General features: G+C 56.6%; 16 protein-coding genes and 4 tRNA genes. 5 read left to right on the top strand and 15 right to left on the bottom strand.

What is annotated here, in order from left to right; genetic code table 11:
* Positions 1-31: 31 nt before the first annotated feature.
* Genes yigB through SK50_RS00430 form a run of 5 tightly spaced genes read right to left on the bottom strand, consistent with a single transcriptional unit; the run spans position 32 to position 3414 of the window.
* A complete protein-coding gene (yigB, locus tag SK50_RS00410) occupies positions 32-748 on the bottom strand; it encodes a 5-amino-6-(5-phospho-D-ribitylamino)uracil phosphatase YigB (protein WP_015570005.1) in 717 nt (238 codons plus the stop codon).
* A complete protein-coding gene (xerC, locus tag SK50_RS00415) occupies positions 748-1650 on the bottom strand; it encodes a tyrosine recombinase XerC (protein ID WP_015570006.1) in 903 nt (300 codons plus the stop codon). The genes yigB and xerC overlap by 1 nt, the downstream gene beginning before the upstream one ends.
* Complete coding sequence (locus SK50_RS00420; protein ID WP_045343864.1) at positions 1647-2354, bottom strand: DUF484 domain-containing protein; 708 nt, start codon at positions 2352-2354, stop codon at positions 1647-1649. The genes xerC and SK50_RS00420 overlap by 4 nt, the downstream gene beginning before the upstream one ends.
* Positions 2351-3175 carry a diaminopimelate epimerase gene (dapF, locus tag SK50_RS00425; protein ID WP_017383590.1) on the bottom strand — a complete coding sequence of 275 codons (825 nt, stop codon included), beginning with the start codon at positions 3173-3175 and terminating at the stop codon, positions 2351-2353. Before dapF ends, SK50_RS00420 begins: the two co-directional genes overlap by 4 nt.
* A gap of 35 nt (positions 3176-3210) precedes the next feature.
* Positions 3211-3414 carry an LPS translocon maturation chaperone LptM gene (locus tag SK50_RS00430; protein ID WP_003860815.1) on the bottom strand — a complete coding sequence of 68 codons (204 nt, stop codon included), beginning with the start codon at positions 3412-3414 and terminating at the stop codon, positions 3211-3213.
* Positions 3415-3549: 135 nt separating this feature from the next.
* Here SK50_RS00430 and cyaY point away from each other — a divergent pair, with 135 nt between their 5' ends.
* Positions 3550-3870 (top strand): iron donor protein CyaY, encoded by a 321-nt coding sequence (gene cyaY / locus SK50_RS00435; RefSeq protein WP_017694788.1) that lies wholly within the window; start codon positions 3550-3552, stop codon positions 3868-3870.
* 232 nt (positions 3871-4102) lie between these two features.
* Here cyaY and cyaA read toward each other — a convergent pair whose 3' ends face one another.
* Entirely contained in the window at positions 4103-6646 is a 2544-nt protein-coding gene (gene cyaA / locus SK50_RS00440; RefSeq protein ID WP_017383591.1) for a class I adenylate cyclase, read from the bottom strand.
* A 350-nt stretch (positions 6647-6996) separates the two neighbouring features.
* On the opposite strand from cyaA, the gene hemC reads away from it, so the two are divergent.
* Genes hemC through hemY form a run of 4 tightly spaced genes read left to right on the top strand, consistent with a single transcriptional unit; the run spans position 6997 to position 11091 of the window.
* The gene (gene hemC / locus SK50_RS00445) at positions 6997-7938 is read left to right on the top strand and encodes a hydroxymethylbilane synthase (protein ID WP_048228966.1); all 942 of its coding nucleotides are present in this window, start codon (positions 6997-6999) and stop codon (positions 7936-7938) included.
* Positions 7935-8675: a uroporphyrinogen-III synthase gene (gene hemD, locus SK50_RS00450; protein WP_048228967.1), complete on the top strand. Its 741-nt coding sequence runs from the start codon at positions 7935-7937 to the stop codon at positions 8673-8675. The genes hemC and hemD overlap by 4 nt, the downstream gene beginning before the upstream one ends.
* 20 nt (positions 8676-8695) lie before the next feature.
* On the top strand, positions 8696-9889 hold the full coding sequence (gene hemX, locus SK50_RS00455; protein WP_015570012.1) for a uroporphyrinogen-III C-methyltransferase: 1194 nt from the start codon (positions 8696-8698) through the stop codon (positions 9887-9889).
* Between the two features lie 2 nt (positions 9890-9891).
* On the top strand, positions 9892-11091 hold the full coding sequence (gene hemY, locus SK50_RS00460; RefSeq protein WP_026080629.1) for a protoheme IX biogenesis protein HemY: 1200 nt from the start codon (positions 9892-9894) through the stop codon (positions 11089-11091).
* 537 nt (positions 11092-11628) lie between these two features.
* Here the strand turns inward: hemY and SK50_RS00465 are convergent.
* From SK50_RS00465 to wzxE, 9 genes are all read right to left on the bottom strand, one after another.
* Positions 11629-11705: transfer RNA gene (locus SK50_RS00465), tRNA-Pro, on the bottom strand.
* A gap of 44 nt (positions 11706-11749) precedes the next feature.
* Positions 11750-11836: transfer RNA gene (locus SK50_RS00470), tRNA-Leu, on the bottom strand.
* 21 nt (positions 11837-11857) lie between these two features.
* Positions 11858-11933, bottom strand: a tRNA-His gene (locus SK50_RS00475).
* Positions 11934-12000: 67 nt separating this feature from the next.
* A tRNA-Arg gene (locus tag SK50_RS00480) sits at positions 12001-12077 on the bottom strand.
* A gap of 102 nt (positions 12078-12179) precedes the next feature.
* A complete protein-coding gene (locus SK50_RS00485; protein ID WP_017693946.1) occupies positions 12180-13565 on the bottom strand; it encodes a bifunctional threonine/serine APC transporter ThrP in 1386 nt (461 codons plus the stop codon).
* Between the two features lie 197 nt (positions 13566-13762).
* Positions 13763-14503 (bottom strand): lipopolysaccharide N-acetylmannosaminouronosyltransferase, encoded by a 741-nt coding sequence (gene wecG / locus SK50_RS00490; RefSeq protein WP_015570015.1) that lies wholly within the window; start codon positions 14501-14503, stop codon positions 13763-13765.
* A 12-nt stretch (positions 14504-14515) separates the two neighbouring features.
* Entirely contained in the window at positions 14516-15868 is a 1353-nt protein-coding gene (gene wzyE / locus SK50_RS00495) for an ECA oligosaccharide polymerase (RefSeq protein ID WP_017693948.1), read from the bottom strand.
* On the bottom strand, positions 15865-16944 hold the full coding sequence (locus tag SK50_RS00500) for a TDP-N-acetylfucosamine:lipid II N-acetylfucosaminyltransferase (RefSeq protein WP_017383596.1): 1080 nt from the start codon (positions 16942-16944) through the stop codon (positions 15865-15867). Before SK50_RS00500 ends, wzyE begins: the two co-directional genes overlap by 4 nt.
* Positions 16941-18191 (bottom strand): lipid III flippase WzxE, encoded by a 1251-nt coding sequence (wzxE, locus tag SK50_RS00505; protein ID WP_017383597.1) that lies wholly within the window; start codon positions 18189-18191, stop codon positions 16941-16943. The genes SK50_RS00500 and wzxE overlap by 4 nt, the downstream gene beginning before the upstream one ends.
* Between the last annotated feature and the right edge of the window lies 1 nt (position 18192).

The following is an 18192-nucleotide window of genomic DNA, read 5'->3' on the forward strand; positions in this document are numbered from 1 at the left end:
ACCCTGTTAATTTATACAGAACAATTTATGATTATATCAGCGTCGTGAGGGATGCCAACCGTGAAATTTCCACGTGCGGCAGAAGACGGCTATCCGGGGTAGTCATCAGATCGGCATTTTCCGGCTTGATCCAGCAGGCCTGCATGCCGCAGCGGATCGCCCCGGCGACGTCCGTGGTCAGGTCGTCGCCCACGTGCAGGATCTCACCGAGCGGCAAATCCAGTTTTTCCGCTGCCAGATGATACATATCGTTGAACGGCTTCGAGCGTCCGTGCGGGCCCGCGCGCAGCACGAACTGAAAATAGTTCCCCAGACCAAACAGTTCAGGCTGAGCGTTGCCGTTGGTGATGGCCACCAGCGGCCACTTTTCGGCGAGCTTCGCCAGCGTGTCGTGGGTCTCCTGCGGCACGTCGATCCGACTGCGCCATTTGGCGAAGTTTTCCATGGCCGCTTCGGCCCCCGTGGCCGCATCCTGCGCGCTCAGGCCGGCGTTGAGCATCGCCTGCTCAACCGCACGGCGGCGCCATTCGGTCACGTCGTGGTAAATCTCCGGTTCGGTTTCCCGCAGGGACTGACGCAGCTTCTGGAAGTCTTTGTTCTGCATCGCTTTCAGCGCAGGATGGTAGTTCTGCACAAACGCCAGCGACTCCTGCTCAGTACGCAGGATCACCGGACGATTGTCGTAAAGGGTGTCATCAAGATCAAACGTCAGGGCTGAGATCTGACCGAGTGGGCGGTAAAAACGCATTATTTCCCCCGTTTGGCGCGTGGATGCGCCGCGTCATACACCGAGGCAAGGTGTTGGAAGTCTAAGTGGGTATAGATTTGGGTGGTCGACAGATTCGCGTGACCAAGCAGCTCCTGTACGCCGCGCAGGTCGCCGCTTGATTCCAGCATGTGCGTCGCAAAGGAGTGGCGCAGCTTGTGGGGGTGAACGTGGCTGTTCAGCCCCTGCTTAATGCCCCACTCCGCAAAGCGCTTCTGCACGTTACGCGCCGAGATCCGCTTGCCGAGTTTCGACAGGAACAGCGCATCTTCGTCGGCGCCAAACAGCCCGCGAAGGTCCAGCCAGTGCTCAATCCAGGAGACCGCATTGCGGCCGATCGGCAGGCGGCGCTCTTTGCTGCCCTTGCCCATTACCCACACCTCGCCGGACTCCAGATCGAGGTGCTTTAAGTCGAGGTTCACCAGCTCAGAGAGACGCAGGCCCGCGCCGTACATCACCTCCAGCATCGCGCGGTCGCGCACGGCCAGCGGATCGTTAAGATCGATATCCAGCAGGCGGTTTACGTCGTCGACGTCGATATTTTTCGGCAGATGACGCGGGGCTTTCGGCGTGGCGATCCCTTTTGCCGGGTTGGCTTTCAGACCGCCCTGACTGACCAGCCAGTCGAAGAAACTGCGCAGGGCAGAGAGCCGGAGCGCCAGGCTCGCCGGGCTGAGATTTTTTTTACGGCTACGCACGACGAACCCGCGTACCGTGGCGGCGTCACATTGTTGCCAGCTTTTCAGGCCGATTTCATCGGCAATCTGCATGATGGCATCAAGCTGACGCTGATAGTTGAGCAGCGTAATAGGGCTGAGCTGGCGTTCTACGCCCAGATAGCGCAGAAAGCGGTTGACGTCAGTGGCGAGCAATCCGTCCGTCATACGCGCTCAATCCAGCGCTCCAGCAGCTCAGGCAGCATCAGGGCGATCTCCTGCAACAGTTGCGTGCCCTGCCCCTGTTCATAATGATGCGCGTCGCGGCTGGTAAATAACATCACGCCCAGGTCACCATCGCGCCCCATCAGCGACATCGCCACCGAGCCGATAGCTTTGGCTTCCGGCAGCACCACCAGCAGTTCTGGCCCGTTCAGCGGCCCCAGATAGTGGTGCTCATGGCCCAGACGCTGAATGCGCAGCGGCTCAAACGCCTGGCGGCTCAGCGCCAGATGGGTAAACCCGGACGGCGCGCCAATGCGCCAGCGGTCAGGGAAGAGACGGATCGTCGCGCCTGCCAGCCCCAGATCGCGCGCCCAGCGGTGGAAGCGGTTGAGGAACTCTTCGAGACTGTGCGCGGAAGCCAGACGCGCCTGAAGGTGCAGAAGACGGTAGAACAGGCTTTCGTTATTGCTGGCCTGCTCCATCAGCAGCGTCATGTTCTCTTCGAGCTGATTGATGTGGTTGCGCGAGCGCGCCATGTGCCATTCAACCAGCGACACGGTCTCGCGAACCGGATGCGGCACGCGCATCTGTTCGACGACGCGTGCATTGCGGATAAAAAACTCAGGATTGTGCAGCAGGTAATCCACAACAGCGCTGTCGTCCAGCTCCGTTACAGGTTCCCGCAGTTCTTCCCCTGGTTGCTTCATAGATGGATAAACCCGTCATAAACATGTGTCGCCGGGCCAGTCATGTACAGTGGATGACCCGCTCCTTTCCAGGCGATATCAAGACGTCCGCCCGGTAATTCCACGCGAACCTCTTCTGCCAGTAACCCCTGTGAGATACCGACGGCCACCGCCGCACAGGCACCGCTTCCGCAGGCCTGGGTTTCGCCCGCGCCGCGCTCGTAAACCCGCAGGCGAATGTGTTCACGCTTCACCACCTGCATGAAACCGATGTTCGCCCGCTCCGGGAAGCGCTCGTGGCTTTCCAGCACCGGGCCGAGCGTTTCAACCGCCGCGGTTTGCACATCATCCACCTGAATCACGCAGTGCGGGTTACCCATTGAGACGACGCCGCACAATACTGTCTGCTCGGCGGCACGCATAATATAGGTCTTTTCCGCTTTGTTGGCGCGAAACGGCACGGCAGAGGGGTCGAAGTTCGGCTCGCCCATGTTCACGCGCACCAGTTCGTCGTCGGTGACGCTGAGCACCATCCGGCCGTTGGCGGTGCTGACGCGGATATCGCGCTTGTTGGTCAGCCCTTTCAGCCGAACAAAGCGGGCAAAACAGCGCGCGCCGTTGCCGCACTGGGAAACTTCGCTGCCGTCGGCGTTAAAAATGCGGTAGTGAAAATCCAGGTCAGGATCGTAAGGCGGCTCCACCACCAGCAGCTGGTCAAACCCCACGCCCACGTGTCGATCCGCCAGGCGACGGATCAATTCCGGGGAGAAAAAGACATTCTGCGTTACCGCGTCGACGACCATAAAGTCGTTGCCAAGGCCATGCATTTTAGAGAACTGCATCATTTGCTCCATTGCGCGGGTACAGAACGTAATTGTCAGAGATTGACCTGAGTCGGGCCGCCGTTATTGCCGCGATCGTTGGTATCCGGCGTAGATGACTCGATACCACTTTGCACCGGTTTTGTCGGCGGTGGTGCGTTTTTATCCTCTGGCGGGAAGTACAGTGGTCCCTTCAGTCCACAGCCGGTCAGGCTAAACAGAGTGACAAGAACGACAAGCGTTCGGAAGACGTTTTTCATGTAGAGGTTGCCCGTAAGTTCAAATCTGTTTCTATCATCGCAGGAGAAGACACAAAAGCAAGAGTTTGCCGCTTTCCTGCAACGGGAATTATTTAGCGTTATACTGCCGCCATCACGAAAAACAGGAATAAAACCATGAACGACAGTGAATTTCATCGCCTTGCCGATACCCTGTGGATGACCATCGAAGAGCGTATCGACGACTGGGACGGCGACAGCGATATCGATTGTGAAATCAACGGCGGGATCCTGACCTTAAGCTTCGAAAACGGCAGCAAGATTATTATTAACCGTCAGGAGCCGCTTCACCAGGTGTGGCTGGCGGCGAAACAGGGCGGCTATCACTTTGATCTGAAAGGTGACGAGTGGGTCTGCGATCGCAGCGGCGAAACGTTCTGGGATAGGCTGGAGCAGGCGGCGACGGCGCAGGCAGGCGAGGCAGTGAGTTTCAGGTAGTTGCGTTGCCCGGTGACGGCTACGCCTTACCGGGCCTACAACGACTCGAACCGTAGGCCGGGTAAGCGTCAGCGCCACCCGGCAACAGCGGCTCGGACCGTAGGCCGGGTAAGCGTCAGCGCCACCCGGCAACAGCGGCTCAAACCGTAGGCCGGATAAGCGTTAGCGCCACCCGGCAACAGCGGCTCGGACCGTAGGCCGGGTAAGCGTTAGCGCCACCCGGCGAAAAGCCTCAGGAAAAATACTGCTGCAACAGCGGCGCAGTTTCCTGGTTAGCGGGCGCCGCCGGGGTAATCGCCTGCGTACGGAACGGGATCACCTGCGCTCGCCCATCCACATTCACAATCTGGTAGAACTGCGGCAGGTTGAAGTTGATAAAGCTTGAGCCGTAGGTAAAGCGATCGTGCGAGGACGAATAGAAGCGGCTGACGTCGCGCACCAGCTCCTCTTTGCTGCCTTCGCAGTGGTGATACACCTCGGCACGGTTGGTTTCATCCAGAATGTAGATGTTAAACCCGGCGTTATCGCCCGACTCTTCGAAGAAGAACTGAATAATCCCTTCACTCGCAAAGCCATCCACCACCTGCGGCAGCTTAACGTGATTGGTTTCCACCTGGACCGACAGGCCATGCAGTTTGTTGTGTGAAATCGCGCCGTAGAATTCAATGGCGTTTTCCAGCTTCTGCACCGACACGTTCAGGCGCTCAAAGAACAGCCCCCAGGTCTGGCCGGAGACGCGCAAGGCTTTAAAGCGCCCGGTTTCCTGTCGGGTGCTGGAGAGACGCAGTTCGATGCACTCAGACACCAGCTGCTGAACGCGGGTACGAATCAGGCCGCGCAGGTGCTGGCTGTAGCAGAACACCTCCACGCTGTCCGGCGGCGCGGCGTCCTGGTGCATCTTGCCGAGGATCGTTTTCAGCGCCTCGATCATCGCCTGCTCGCCGTTAAAGTGCAGGGTACGCACTTCGTTCCACGAGTTGCGGTACAGCAGATCCACGCTGCCCACCAGGCAGTTTTGCTGCTCGCCAAAGCTAAAGACGTCCAGCTTGCGGAAGTCAAAGTGAACCACCTGATTGCGGAAGGCCGCCGTCGGGTCGTATTCCAGGTTGACGATGATCGCCAGATGGCGAATCTCACACGGGCTGTAGAGCGCTTTTGGCGTCGGCGCAGGCAGACGCAGCGGGAAGTGGTGCGAGACATCCGCCACCATCTCCTGCAACTTGGCTAAATCGACCACCTCGTTGCCTTTGATAAACAACCGGGTACGTGAAGTGAGAAGGCCGTTAAACCAGGCCCAGGCCACCAGCTTGTTCAGGTAGCGGTTATACTCCAGCGGCTGATGGCTGATGATCGAATCCATGCTTGGCGCACGGTTGTACAGATACCACCCGGTGCGGTTCGCGCGGCCCGGCGGTACGTAGATAAAGGTCAGATTCGGTTCAGACAGGTCAGGCGAAATCTGTGGGTTAACCAGCGTTACCTTGCCCGGCAACGCTTCAAACGCGGCGTACAGTTTGCGGGTCAGCACCCCGATATCCTGTGGGCTGGCAGAAACGCTAAGGTTGTTACGGCGGGCAAAGCGGATCAGGTTGCGGTAGCTCTGCATCATCGCATCAAGCAGTTCGTTGTGCGCCTCACGCACCTGATCGATCTTCCAGTTGGCGCGGTTGTCGAGCATGGCGAGACGCTCTTCGTCCCATCCCCACTCTTTGACTAACTGGCTGACGACTTCACGACGCCAGCCCACGCAGGCGCGTTCGCGGCTCAGTTTTTCACAGACTTTGAGATAGAAACATCGACGCACCAGGTCAAGACGCGTGGCGTCCTCAATGGCTGTCAGGTATTCGGTGACGCGTTCCAGCATCATGCAGTAGGCATCAAGCCCGTAGGAGACGATCTCCCCGTCGTGCAGACGCTGTTTAATATCTTTCGCCAGCAGGCGCGGCGTGGGGTACTCCCAGGAGTAGGCTTCCAGCAGCAGGGTTTTCAGCACCGCTTTGTACGGTGAATCAATGCTCTTATAAAGCTGCCAGAGGCTTGCGCCAAAGTACTCTTCGGCGGACAGGGAGCTCAGGCCGCCCAGATCCAGCCACTCGTTTGGCGTCAGAACGCCCTGCGAGTAAAGCGACATGACGTAGTCGTCATAATTCTCTTCTTCATCGCACGGCACCATATTCCACAGAATACGTTTCCCGGCCAGGCGAACGGCAGTACGGTAAAACTCATCCAGCAACAGGATGTGCTGAGTCGAGCCGCAGTCTTCACCACCCAGACTGCCGCTTTCGTTATGGCGGAAACGATTTTCATCAATCAGGAAGAAGCTCACTTCCACGCCGAGCGACGCCGCCCAGCTCTCCAGCAGGCTGCATTTACGCTGCAACAGCTGGCGCTCTTCATTGTCGAGCCAGGACTGATGGCAGACCCAGATATCCAGGTCAGAAGAGCAACTTTGCCCAACCGATGACGTGCTGCCCATGGAGTAAACCCCGGTAATCGGCAGCTCGCCTTTCGGCGAATCCTGCGGCGGCATACCACGGTAGAGTTCAAGTTCAGTCAGGTAATGCTGTTGGGTTTCATCAGGCGTGAAGAGGCAAATGCCCTGGGGAACGTTACCATCAAGGTAACCCGGCATCAGCGGATGGTGATAGTGCAACAATGTTGGCAGTAGACTGTATACCTGCTGGAAAGCAGGGCCCATGGCAGCAAGCGCGCGATCCACACGCAATTGATTGATGGCATCCAGTCTCTGTTTCAGAGTCTCAATATAGAGGTACAAGACGTATCGCCTGATGTTTCCGGGTGTCGCACGCCAGTCAGAACACAAAAAGCAGCGGACCCGCAGTATTTCAAAAAATAACCGTTACCCTTTTTTCGCCTTTTGCTTTTCTGGTGGTACAGACGAAAAAATGGTCTAAAACGTGATCAATTTAACACCTTGCCGGTTGACCGTAAAGAAAGATGCGCTACATACAAGTGTAGCACCGTTCTTGACGTGTAAATTCCTGAATACGGCGATGGCTGACGAGTACGCCGCCCTGTCCCTCTCACTCTTCATCAACCGTAAAACTGCCATCCGAGTGTCAACAATGTTAGGATGGTTAGCGATTGATAATGACGGTAACAAGCATGTTAGACAATGTTTTGAGAATTGCCACACGCCAAAGTCCTCTTGCACTCTGGCAGGCACATTATGTTAAGCAGCGCCTTGAAGCCTGCCACACCGGGTTACGCGTTGAGCTGGTGCCAATGGTCACACGTGGCGATGTCATTCTGGATACGCCGCTGGCCAAAGTGGGCGGAAAAGGTCTGTTTGTCAAAGAGCTGGAGCTGGCATTGCTTGAGAACCGCGCCGATATCGCCGTGCATTCGATGAAGGATGTGCCCGTTGAGTTCCCGGAAGGGCTGGGGCTGGTGACCATCTGCGAGCGCGAGGATCCGCGCGATGCGTTTGTCTCTAATCGCTATGACTCGCTCGATGCGTTGCCGGCAGGCAGCGTGGTCGGCACGTCAAGTTTACGCCGCCAGTGTCAGCTGGCTGAACGTCGCCCGGATCTGGTGATCCGTTCGCTGCGCGGGAACGTCGGCACACGCCTTGGCAAGCTGGATAACGGCGACTACGATGCCATTATTCTTGCGGTTGCGGGCCTGAAACGCCTGGGGCTGGAAGAACGCATTCGCGTCGCGTTGCCGCCGGAGCTGTCGCTGCCCGCCGTCGGCCAGGGTGCCGTCGGCATTGAGTGTCGTCTGGTTGATGCGCGCACTCAGGCACTGCTCGCGCCGCTGAATGATGACGATACCGCCGTTCGCGTAAAAGCCGAGCGCGCGATGAATACTCGCCTCGAAGGAGGCTGTCAGGTGCCAATTGGCAGCTATGCTGAATTAACTGACGGTGAGCTGTGGTTGCGTGCGCTGGTTGGCGCGCCGGACGGCTCACAGATGGTTCGCGGTGAACGTCGCGGCAAGCCGCAAGATGCCGAGGCACTTGGCGTATCGCTGGCGGAAGAGCTGCTGAATAACGGCGCGCGTGAAATTCTGGCTGAGGTCTATAACGGAGAGCCCCCTGCATGAGCATACTTGTCACCCGCCCTTCTCCCGCAGGAGAGCAGTTAGTGAGCCGTCTGCGCGCACTGGGGCAGGTGGCCTGGAGTTTTCCGCTGATTGAATTCTCCCCCGGTCGCGAGCTGCCTGAGCTCGCTGACCAGATGCGTCTCTTGCAGGAAGGCGATCTGCTCTTTGCGCTGTCGCAGCATGCCGTGGAGTTTGCCCATGCGCAGCTGCAACAGCATGCCGTTAGCTGGCCTCACGCCCCCCGCTATTTCGCCATCGGGCGCACCACGGCGCTGGCCTTTCATACCGCGAGCGGAATCGATGTTCGTTACCCGTTAGATCGGGAAATCAGCGAAGTCTTGCTACAATTACCTGAATTACAAACCATTGCCGGAAAGCGCGCGCTCATTTTGCGCGGCAACGGTGGCCGCGAACTGCTGGGCGAAACGCTGCGCGAACGCGGCGCAGACGTGACGTTTGTGGAGTGCTATCAGCGCTGTGCGAAACACTATGATGGCGCGGAAGAAGCAATGCGCTGGCACGCCCGCGGTATTAATACGCTGGTGGTCACCAGCGGTGAAATGTTACAACAGCTTTGGTCGCTGATTCCGCTTTGGTATCGCGAAAACTGGTTACTCCGCTGTCGGCTTCTGGTCGTCAGTGAGCGTCTGGCGAACCACGCCCGGGAACTGGGCTGGCAGGATATTCGGATCGCTGAAAACGCCGACAACGATGCGCTGCTGCGCGCATTACAATAACTCTCAAATGGGAAGCCATAATGACGGAACACGAAAAATCCTCCGCCGTGGTTGAAGAGACCAGGGAGACTGTGGACACCACGTCACAGCCAGAGACGACAGACACAACCGTTGAGAAGAAAAACGGCAGCAACAAAACCAGCCTCACGCTGAGCGTGATTGCCATCGCGATTGCGCTGGCCGCAGGCGTGGGACTCTACGGACTGGTGAAGAAACAAGGCACCAACCAGACGGCCACCAGCGACGCGCTGGTTAACCAAATCACTGCCCTACAGAAAGCGCAGGAGACGCAAAAAGCTGAGCTGGAAGGCGTGATCAAACAGCAGGCTGCCGCCCTCGCCGACGCGAACAGCAAACGTGAAGAGTTGACCAAACAGCTGAGCGAAGTGCAGGAAAAAGTCGCCACAATTTCGGGAACCGATGCCAAAACCTGGCTACTTTCACAGGCCGATTTTCTGGTGAAACTGGCCGGGCGCAAGCTCTGGAGCGATCAGGATGTCACCACCGCCGCCGCGCTGCTGAAAAGCGCCGACGCAAGCCTGGCGGACATGAACGATCCGAGCCTCATCAACGCTCGCCGCGCTATTACGGAAGATATCGCCAGCCTGTCCGCGGTTTCTCAGGTCGATTACGACGGTATCATCCTTAAGGTAAATCAGCTCTCCAACCAGATTGATAACCTTCAGCTGGCCGATAACAACGACGATGACTCCCCGATGGATTCTGACGGCACCGAGCTGTCCAGCTCCCTGAGCGAATGGCGTATCAACCTGCAAAAGAGCTGGCAGAACTTTATGGACAGCTTTATTACCATTCGCCGCCGCGATGAAACTGCCGTGCCGCTGCTGGCGCCGAACCAGGACGTCTATCTGCGCGAAAACATTCGTTCCCGCCTGCTGGTGGCTGCCCAGGCCGTACCGCGTCACCAGGAAGAGACCTACAAACAGGCGCTGGATAACGTTTCAACCTGGGTACGTGCTTACTACGATACCAATGACGCAACCACGACCGCGTTCCTTGAGGATATCGACAAGCTGAGCCAGCAAAACATCACCATGAACGTGCCGGACAAGCTGGAAAGCCAGCCGATTCTGGAGAAGCTCATGCAGACGCGCGTGCGTAACCTGCTGGCCCAGCCGGGCGTTCCGGCAGAACGTCCGGCTGAAGCACCTGCCGCCGCGCCAGCGCCTGAAAGCGCGCCGCAAGGAGAGTAATGATGCTAAAAGTCTTCTTACTCTTCATCCTGCTGATCGCCGGGATTGTACTGGGGCCGATGCTCGCGGGTCACCAGGGTTATGTATTGATCCAGACCGATAACTACAATATCGAAACCAGCGTAACAGGGCTGGTAATTATTCTGATCCTGGGTGTGGTCGTTCTGCTGGCAGTGGAGTGGCTCCTGCGTCGTATTTTCCGTACCGGCGTACATACGCGCGGCTGGTTCGTTGGCCGTAAGCGCCGTCGCGCCCGCAAGCAGACCGAGCAAGCGTTGCTGAAGCTGGCCGAAGGCGACTATCAGCAGGTTGAAAAGCTGATGTCGAAAAATGCCGACCATGCAGAACAGCCGGTTGTTAACTATCTGCTGGCCGCTGAGGCGGCGCAACAGCGAGGCGATGAGGCCCGCGCCAATCAGCATCTTGAACGCGCGTCTGAGCTCTCTACTAAAGATCCGATTCCGGTTGAGATCACCCGCGTTCGTCTGCAACTGGCGCGCAATGAAAACCATGCCGCCCGTCACGGCGTTGACCGTCTGCTGGAAATTACCCCTCGTCACCCGGAAGTGCTGCGTCTGGCTGAGCAGGCATATATTCGGACCGGTGCCTGGGGCTCGCTGCTGGACATTATCCCTTCCATGGCGAAAGCCGACGTGGGCGATGATGAACATCGTGATGAACTTCAGCGTCTGGCCTGGATTGGCCTGATGGATCAGGCGCGCGCCGATCTCGGCAGCGACGGCCTGAAAACCTGGTGGAAAAACCAGAGCCGCAAAACGCGCCAGCAGGTTCCTCTTCAGGTGGCGATGGCAGAACATCTGATTGAGTGTGACGACCATGACACCGCGCAGGAGATCCTCCTCGACGGTCTCAAGCGACAGTATGATGACCGCCTGGTGATGGTCATCCCGCGTCTGAAAACCAACAATCCGGAACAAATTGAAAAAGCACTGCGCCAGCAGATCAAAACCGTGGGCGATCGTCCGCTGCTGTGGAGTACGCTGGGCCAGTCTCTGATGAAACACGGCGAGTGGCAGGAGGCGAGTCTCGCCTTCCGCGCCGCGCTGAAGCAACGTCCGGACGCATTTGATTACGCCTGGCTTGCTGATTCGCTGGACAAGCAGCATAAGCCGGAAGAGGCCGCAGCTATGCGCCGTGATGGGCTGTTATTAACGTTGCAAAATAACGGAACGCAGCAGTAATTAACAGGAGGCCAGATGGCCTCCTTTTTTACGCCCATAAAAAAACGCCTGCTATAAAAGCAGGCGTTAAAACAGGTCTGTAAGACAACATATTTGGTGCTTCACTCAACGTTGTGTCCATGGTGTCTGATGAGGCCGAAGCGACATCTGTCAGTGGACGATAAGCACCGTAAACGGCTCTGCGTCATTCCTGAGTTTATGAGGCCTTAAGGCGAACATAAGAGATGGAATGAGCATCTACACGCATATTATTGCATGTAATGTGCCAGGTTTACACGCAGAACTTTTACATCGCGCAACATTTTAAGATAAAAGGAAATTATGCTGTTAAGAACCGCCTGAAGCCATACAACATCGCGCTGAAGGCGGCGATATGTCGTCACCAGGAGACAGGTTAAGAGGTAAAATAATAAATTCTTTAATATTAACGGGTTATATGTCGCTGAATCGCGACAAGGATATAGAGTGTTGTCGGGGAAAGGCTACAGGATAAAAAACGCAGAAAACAAAAAACCCCGCCGAAGCGGGGTTCAAAATTGGTCGGCGAGAGAGGATTCGAACCTCCGACCCACTGGTCCCAAACCAGTTGCGCTACCAAGCTGCGCTACTCGCCGATGTACTGCTTTTTTGAATTTTTAGTTCAACTCATTAAAAGTCGTGGTGCGAGGGGGGGGACTTGAACCCCCACGTCCGTAAGAACACTAACACCTGAAGCTAGCGCGTCTACCAATTCCGCCACCTTCGCAATTCACAACTCTTTCAATAATGGGGTGGCTAATGGGATTCGAACCCACGACAACTGGAATCACAATCCAGGGCTCTACCAACTGAGCTATAGCCACCACTGTATTCTTTCACGCGGTTCTGACTACTTCTCAGACCACCGCAGCTCTAGCGCCGGGACTAAAATGGCGCGCCCGACAGGATTCGAACCTGAGACCTCTGCCTCCGGAGGGCAGCGCTCTATCCAGCTGAGCTACGGGCGCTTAGCGCCGTTGCGGGGCTGGATATTACGTACCTCCGTCCCCGCTGTCTAGTGCTTTTTTGAAAAAAATGCGCGTTTGGTTATGGTTTGCACATTTTGCCGCTTATTCCTCCACTTTATGGGCGGAGCCACGGCGACCCAGGCCAAAAAGTTTATATGCAGCTGTGACGGCAGCCAGGAAGATCATCCCGACAAACAGCGACATGCGGGTATCTTCATTAAAGTACATTCCAATTAATACGCAAATCAGGAACGCCATCGTCAAATAGTTCGCATACGGGAACAGAATGGAGCGGAACGGATGGCTGGCGATCGCTTTTTTGTGCGCCTGTCGGAAACGCAGCTGGCTAATCAAAATGACAAACCACGGTACCATTCCCGGCAGCACGCTGGCGCTATAGACGTAAACAAACACGCGCTGCGGATTCGGGATGATGTAGTTCAGGCAAGAGCCAATCAGCAGAATCACAATCGACACCGCTACGCCCGCCACCGGTACACCCACGCGGGAGACTTTACCCATCACCGCCGGCAGCTGTTTGTTTTGCGAGAGCGCGTAAAGCATACGCCCGCAGCTGTACATCCCGCTGTTACAGCCGGAGAGCGCCGCCGTCAGCACCACAAAGTTGATAATGGCGGCCGCCGCCGTGATGCCAATCTTAGCGAAGGTTAAGACAAACGGGCTGCCGGTGGTGCCGATCTCGTTCCATGGGAAAATGGTCACGATAACGAAGATCGCGCCCACATAGAAAATCAGGATACGCCACAGCACCTTGCCTACCGCGCTACGCAGCGTGACCTGCGGGTTTTTCGCCTCACCTGCGGTAATGCCGATCAGCTCAACGCCCTGATAAGAGGCGACAACGATACAGAGTGCGGTCAGGAAGCCTTTCCAGCCGCCGGCAAAGAAGCCGCCGTGTCCGGTCAGGTTACCGAAACCAATCGCGTGCCCGCCGTTACCGAAACCAAAGAAGATGACACCCAGACCCACAACAATCATCACGATAATGGTGGTGACTTTGATCATCGCAAACCAGAACTCGATTTCACCGTAAAGGCGAACGGCGGCAAGGTTCGCCAGCGCCACCAGCCCTACGGCGATGAGCGCGGGTATCCACTGGGCCATCTCCGGGAACCAGAACTGCACGTAGACCCCGATGGCGGTGATCTCCGAAATCCCGACGGCCATCCACATAAACCAGTACGACCAGGCCGTGAGATAGCCAAAGAACGGGCTCATATAACGGTGGGCGTAAACGGCGAAAGAGCCCGTTACCGGCTCCAGAAACAACATTTCGCCCATTGAGCGCATGATGAAGAAGACGAACAGCCCGGCAATAATATACGCCAGCAGGACGGAAGGCCCCGCCCATTTCAGCGTGCTTGCCGAGCCCATAAACAGGCCAACGCCGATAGTGCCGCCCAGCGCGATCAATTCAATATGTCGAGCTTCCAGCCCACGCTGAAGCTCCGGTTTTTTCTCTGCCATAAATCCTCGGTTGTGTTTGCTGTTTCCCGACTTATTGCCGGGTATTGTTTTGAGGGGTACTGAAATACGGAGCGAATGGTTTCTTAAATTCTGGCAAATGGCAAACAATGCATTAAAAAAATGAATGCATTGTACAGAAATCCAGCAGTTTTACAGGGGGGGTTGCAGCGCGAACAGCAGATCGCGCTGCATATTGATTACATTTTCCCGGTGTAGTGCCAGGCGAGGTAGCGCAGCAGACGAATCTGTCGTTTGATACGCGTCGGTTGAGAGAGCAGGCGGTAGAGCCACTCCAGCCCCAGGTTTTGCCAGACTTTGGGAGCCCGCTTAACGTGGCCGGTAAAGACGTCGTAGGTGCCGCCAACGCCCATATAGAGCGCATCCGGGCTGACCAGACGGCAATCGCGCATCAGAATTTCCTGCCGCGGCGACCCCATGGCGACAGTGACAATTTTCGCCCCGCTGTCGCGCACGCGCTCATATAACGCCTGGCGATCTTCCGGCCTGAAATAGCCATCCTGGCTGCCCACGATGTTAACATTCCACTGGCTACGCAGCTTTTGTTCGGTCTGCGCCAGCACCTCTGGTTTGCCGCCAATCAAAAATACCGGCGTGCCTTCAGCGCCTGCGCGTTCCATAAGTCGCTCCCAAAGGTCAGCACCCGCCACGCGAGACACATTAGCGTCAGGAAACTTTTTACGAATTGAACGCACCACGCTAATACCGTCGGCATATTTAAACTCCGCGGCTTCAATCAGGCTTTTCACTTCCGCATTATCTTCAACCGCCAGCATTTTTTCTGCGTTGATGGCCACCAGCGTGCCCGATTTCATCTGCCCGTCCGCGAACAGGAAATCCAGCGCGTGTTGCATGTCACGCCAGCCAATAAGCTGTAGCCCACGCAGCGCATAACGCGGGGCTGAAGTTGTATCCGTCATGATAATCCCTACTCAGACTTGCGACAGCGTTGTGCTGCCCTGTGGCTCACGTCTGTGCACAAGCCCTGCACTGTCAAACAACCAGTACAGCAGTTTTGCCAGCAGCAGACAGAGACCGAAAACGACCATAAAAAACACCACGCGTGAGACGAACGAATCCAGTCCCTCGCGCGCCAGAACGATCATATTGAAAATGGCACCGAAACAGAAACTGTGCAAAACAGCGGCTTTGTAGCGGTTGGTCTCTTCATTACCCAGCGTATATAGCCAGTCGAACCATTTTATTATCAGCCCGACCGCGATCGCGCCCGGCAGGATAAACCACGTTCCGCCCATCACTACCAGCGAGCCAATCAGGGTTGGGGAAATCGCCAGGCCCGAATGGTTGTTCAGCACTTCCCAGGTAAAGTAGTTCGCCGTGTTCAGGACAATACCGGGACGGTCAGGCCACAGCCACGTCGGTATAAAGACATAGAAATCGCGAACAATCGGCGCCAGCCCCTGGAATTCGATTTTGTCGTAGTTTTGCAGCAACAATGCCAGGTTTTCCCAGGGCGAGAAGGTGTCGCGCGTCAGATACAGGAAGGTATAAAACGCTTCGTCGCCCGCCACGTTCAGTCCGTAGCGCTTCAGCGCCAGCCAGAACATCCCCACAATGCCAAAGACGCCTGCCGCCGCCAGCATCCACAGCGAGATCCAACCGCGAATAATGCCGATAAACAGGAAAATCGCGAAGGCGATAATGATGTTGGCGCGGGTGCCGCCGACGATCATGTAGGTCAGAATGCCAAATGCGACGGTGCTGACCAGGAAGAACAGCCAGGCTTTGCTGTCCTGACGCAGGAAAAAGACCACCAGCATCGCCGGAATGAAGAAATAGAAGAAACGCTTGAGCGCGACGCCGGAGACTTCGGCGGAGAAAATCTGGCTATAGGACTGCAACTTAAACAGTAAAAAGCCGTTATGCATGAAGAAAATCGCCACGCTGACGAGGGCGATGGTCATCAGCATAACCCACGTCAGATGGGTTTCTACCCGGTTCATTGTAAACAGCGGACGACGGGGTGTGGTGTCTTTCGCCGCGCGCAGGCGCGTTTTATAGGTGACGTAATACACCGCGTAGAAGCAGGTCGCAGAGAGCAGCGCCTGCAACAAAATTTCCGGCGGAGCGACGCCAACATCAAAGCGGAACACGAGGATGCTGGTCAGCGGGAAGCCAAAGAAAAAGGTCAGCAAAAACAGCAGCGAGAAGAATACGTTGAAGTTAAAACGTACGCGCCGGAATTCAAACCAGGTGAGCGTGGCGATAAACAGCGTGCTCAGCAGCCAGACCACCAGCAAGCCGCTAAATTGCAACTGGCTCATGCGTTGTCTCCTGAAGCAATACGCAGCGCGCGGTGCCACGGCGTGAGATAGTTCGGGCTGAAAAAGTCGATGCTATTTTTATCCACCAGCGTGAGCTGACGCTGCGCTTCCCGTACCACCTCGACATTAAGCGTGTCAGAGGTAAACAGCACCGGAATATGCTGTTCGGCCATGTCCTGCCAGAACGGGTTTTCGCGGTTGAGCACGCACGGTACGCCCGCCTGAATCAGCAGACACAGCGTACCAATCCCCTGCTGTCGGGCAAAGATGAAATAGCCCAGATCGCATTTTCGCAGCAGCGCGAGATAGTCATCAAATTCCAGCTTATCGCTGAGAATGTGCAGATTTTCCGCGCTAAACAGCGCAAGCCCCTGCTGGCGAACTTCATCGATGTAGGCGTCGTTATTGGCGGGATAGCCCATCGGCACCACCACGTTCACCGTATCGCCAAACTGCTGATGCACCGCCCGCAGCGCCGCGACATGCTCGTTACTGCGATCGCCGGAATTTCCCACCAGGATAGTCAGTTTGCCCTCACGAACCGCGTCATTCGCCATGGTATTCAGTGCCGGATCCATACGGGTCGGAAAATAGAGCAGTTCCCCGCGAACCTTCGGGTGCTGTTTAGCAAAATAGTTGAGGTCGCCACGGGTAGCAAAAACGCAGCCCACGCGCGCCTGCGCCAGACGACGCAGCGGATAGAAAAGACGGAACTTCCAGCCGTGGGAGACTTCGTAGAGATCCGCTCCCCAGATATGCCAGCTGAACTGGGAAGGTTTTATCCCGCCGCTTAACAGCGCCAGCCACAGCCCGGTATTGAATTGTCCGTGGAAGAAGAAACGCTGGCTTCGGTCCGCTTTGGCTTTCGCGACAACGGCTTTGGTCAGCGCCGCTTTGTCTGGCCAGAAGGTGATGTGCAATGCCGGACACGCCGCGCTCAGGCCGTTATCGCGTCCAACAACCATAAACTCGCGCGCATCGGGCGTGCCGGATGCCAGTTCATCGTTGAAGAACCGCAGAACGGTCTGGTTGTGATGCGGGATATCCGATCCCAGTATGTGTATCAGTGCAGTCATGCGCGTTTACGCCAAAGTAAAAATACGCCGCAACAGGCAGCGAAATAAACGATATAAGTTGCCATATAGGCCTGAGCCGCCCCCAGCGCACCGTGGGTGGGGATCAGCCAGTGAGAAAATGCCGTCAGCAGCGCAAACTGGCCGATCTCTGCCAGGATATACAACCGCAGCGAAGCCTTCGCAATCACCAGATAGCCGAAAACGTATGCCCCCACTTTCAGCACATCGCCGACCAGTTGCCAGGCAAACAGATCGCGCATGGCGGTAAACTTCGCCGAAAACAGCAGCCAGATGGCGAAATCACGCAGTAACCAGACGGTAAAGCTGGCGATCGCAACCGCCGGCAATACAAAACGCAGGGAGCGAAAAATCTCGCGGGTAATATCCTGCCTGGAAGTCAGGCGCGATAAGGTTGGCAGTAAATAGACGCTAAAGGAAGCCGTAATAAATTGGAGGTAAGCATCTGAAATGCTGCTCACGCCCTGCCAGATCCCCACTTCATCCCAGCTGTAATGCGCTGCCAGCAGGTTTCGCATCATCACGTAGGCAACGGGAAGCGTTACCGAAGTGATGAGCGCCATCAGGGTAAACTTTCCTAGCTGCCCCGCCAGCATCTTGTCCCACTGCGGTTTCAGGTAATTCAGCGGGACATTGCCTCTGCGCATCAGCATAAACGCTGCCGGAATGACAACGAGCGCAGGCACCAGCGCCAGCCCCAGCAGCGCGCCTTCATAGCCGCCCAGCCGATAGCAAAAGTAGTAGGCGATAACGCCGATGATGCTGCCGAGGATCAGCGCCAGCGCATTCCCGGCGGCATCACGGAAGCCTTTCATCAGCGCCAGCAGCAGGTTTGCCCAGGCGATCCCCATCTGAACGAGCGCCACCAGGCGCACCAGCCCCTGATAGTGCGTGTGTCCGAACAGTCCCTGGCTGATGGGTGCCGCCGCCAGCAAAAAGACGACGGCCAGCAACGTAGAAAAGCCCAGCACCATTGCAGAGGAGGTGCCCACCACCGTGCGGAGCTTTTCGGCATCGTCATGATGCTGCGCGACGTATTTGGTGACGCCATTGAATATCCCGGCTCCCGCCAGCACGCCAAGCACCGTGACCAGCTGGCGGAAGTTCCCTGCCAGCCCAACGCCTGACGGACCAAATGAGACGGCCAGCAGCTTGACGACCAGTAACCCGGCGCCAATTTTTACAAGCGTGGACGCTGCCGTCCACACCGACGCTTTTGCCAGAGACATA

It is taken from the genome of Enterobacter sp. BWH64 (assembly GCF_001037645.1).
Taxonomy (GTDB): domain Bacteria; phylum Pseudomonadota; class Gammaproteobacteria; order Enterobacterales; family Enterobacteriaceae; genus Enterobacter; species Enterobacter hormaechei_C.

What these genes read in the sequence shown, in the direction of transcription:
- yigB (WP_015570005.1), bottom strand. Translation starts at nt 748, where the DNA reads ATGCGTTTTTACCGCCCACTCGGTCAGATCTCAGCCCTGACGTTTGAT.
- xerC (WP_015570006.1), bottom strand. Translation starts at nt 1,650, where the DNA reads ATGACGGACGGATTGCTCGCCACTGACGTCAACCGCTTTCTGCGCTAT.
- SK50_RS00420 (WP_045343864.1), bottom strand. Translation starts at nt 2,354, where the DNA reads ATGAAGCAACCAGGGGAAGAACTGCGGGAACCTGTAACGGAGCTGGAC.
- dapF (WP_017383590.1), bottom strand. Translation starts at nt 3,175, where the DNA reads ATGCAGTTCTCTAAAATGCATGGCCTTGGCAACGACTTTATGGTCGTC.
- SK50_RS00430 (WP_003860815.1), bottom strand. Translation starts at nt 3,414, where the DNA reads ATGAAAAACGTCTTCCGAACGCTTGTCGTTCTTGTCACTCTGTTTAGC.
- cyaY (WP_017694788.1), top strand. Translation starts at nt 3,550, where the DNA reads ATGAACGACAGTGAATTTCATCGCCTTGCCGATACCCTGTGGATGACC.
- hemC (WP_048228966.1), top strand. Translation starts at nt 6,997, where the DNA reads ATGTTAGACAATGTTTTGAGAATTGCCACACGCCAAAGTCCTCTTGCA.
- hemD (WP_048228967.1), top strand. Translation starts at nt 7,935, where the DNA reads ATGAGCATACTTGTCACCCGCCCTTCTCCCGCAGGAGAGCAGTTAGTG.
- hemX (WP_015570012.1), top strand. Translation starts at nt 8,696, where the DNA reads ATGACGGAACACGAAAAATCCTCCGCCGTGGTTGAAGAGACCAGGGAG.
- hemY (WP_026080629.1), top strand. Translation starts at nt 9,892, where the DNA reads ATGCTAAAAGTCTTCTTACTCTTCATCCTGCTGATCGCCGGGATTGTA.
- SK50_RS00485 (WP_017693946.1), bottom strand. Translation starts at nt 13,565, where the DNA reads ATGGCAGAGAAAAAACCGGAGCTTCAGCGTGGGCTGGAAGCTCGACAT.
- wecG (WP_015570015.1), bottom strand. Translation starts at nt 14,503, where the DNA reads ATGACGGATACAACTTCAGCCCCGCGTTATGCGCTGCGTGGGCTACAG.
- wzyE (WP_017693948.1), bottom strand. Translation starts at nt 15,868, where the DNA reads ATGAGCCAGTTGCAATTTAGCGGCTTGCTGGTGGTCTGGCTGCTGAGC.
- SK50_RS00500 (WP_017383596.1), bottom strand. Translation starts at nt 16,944, where the DNA reads ATGACTGCACTGATACACATACTGGGATCGGATATCCCGCATCACAAC.
- wzxE (WP_017383597.1), bottom strand. Translation starts at nt 18,191, where the DNA reads ATGTCTCTGGCAAAAGCGTCGGTGTGGACGGCAGCGTCCACGCTTGTA.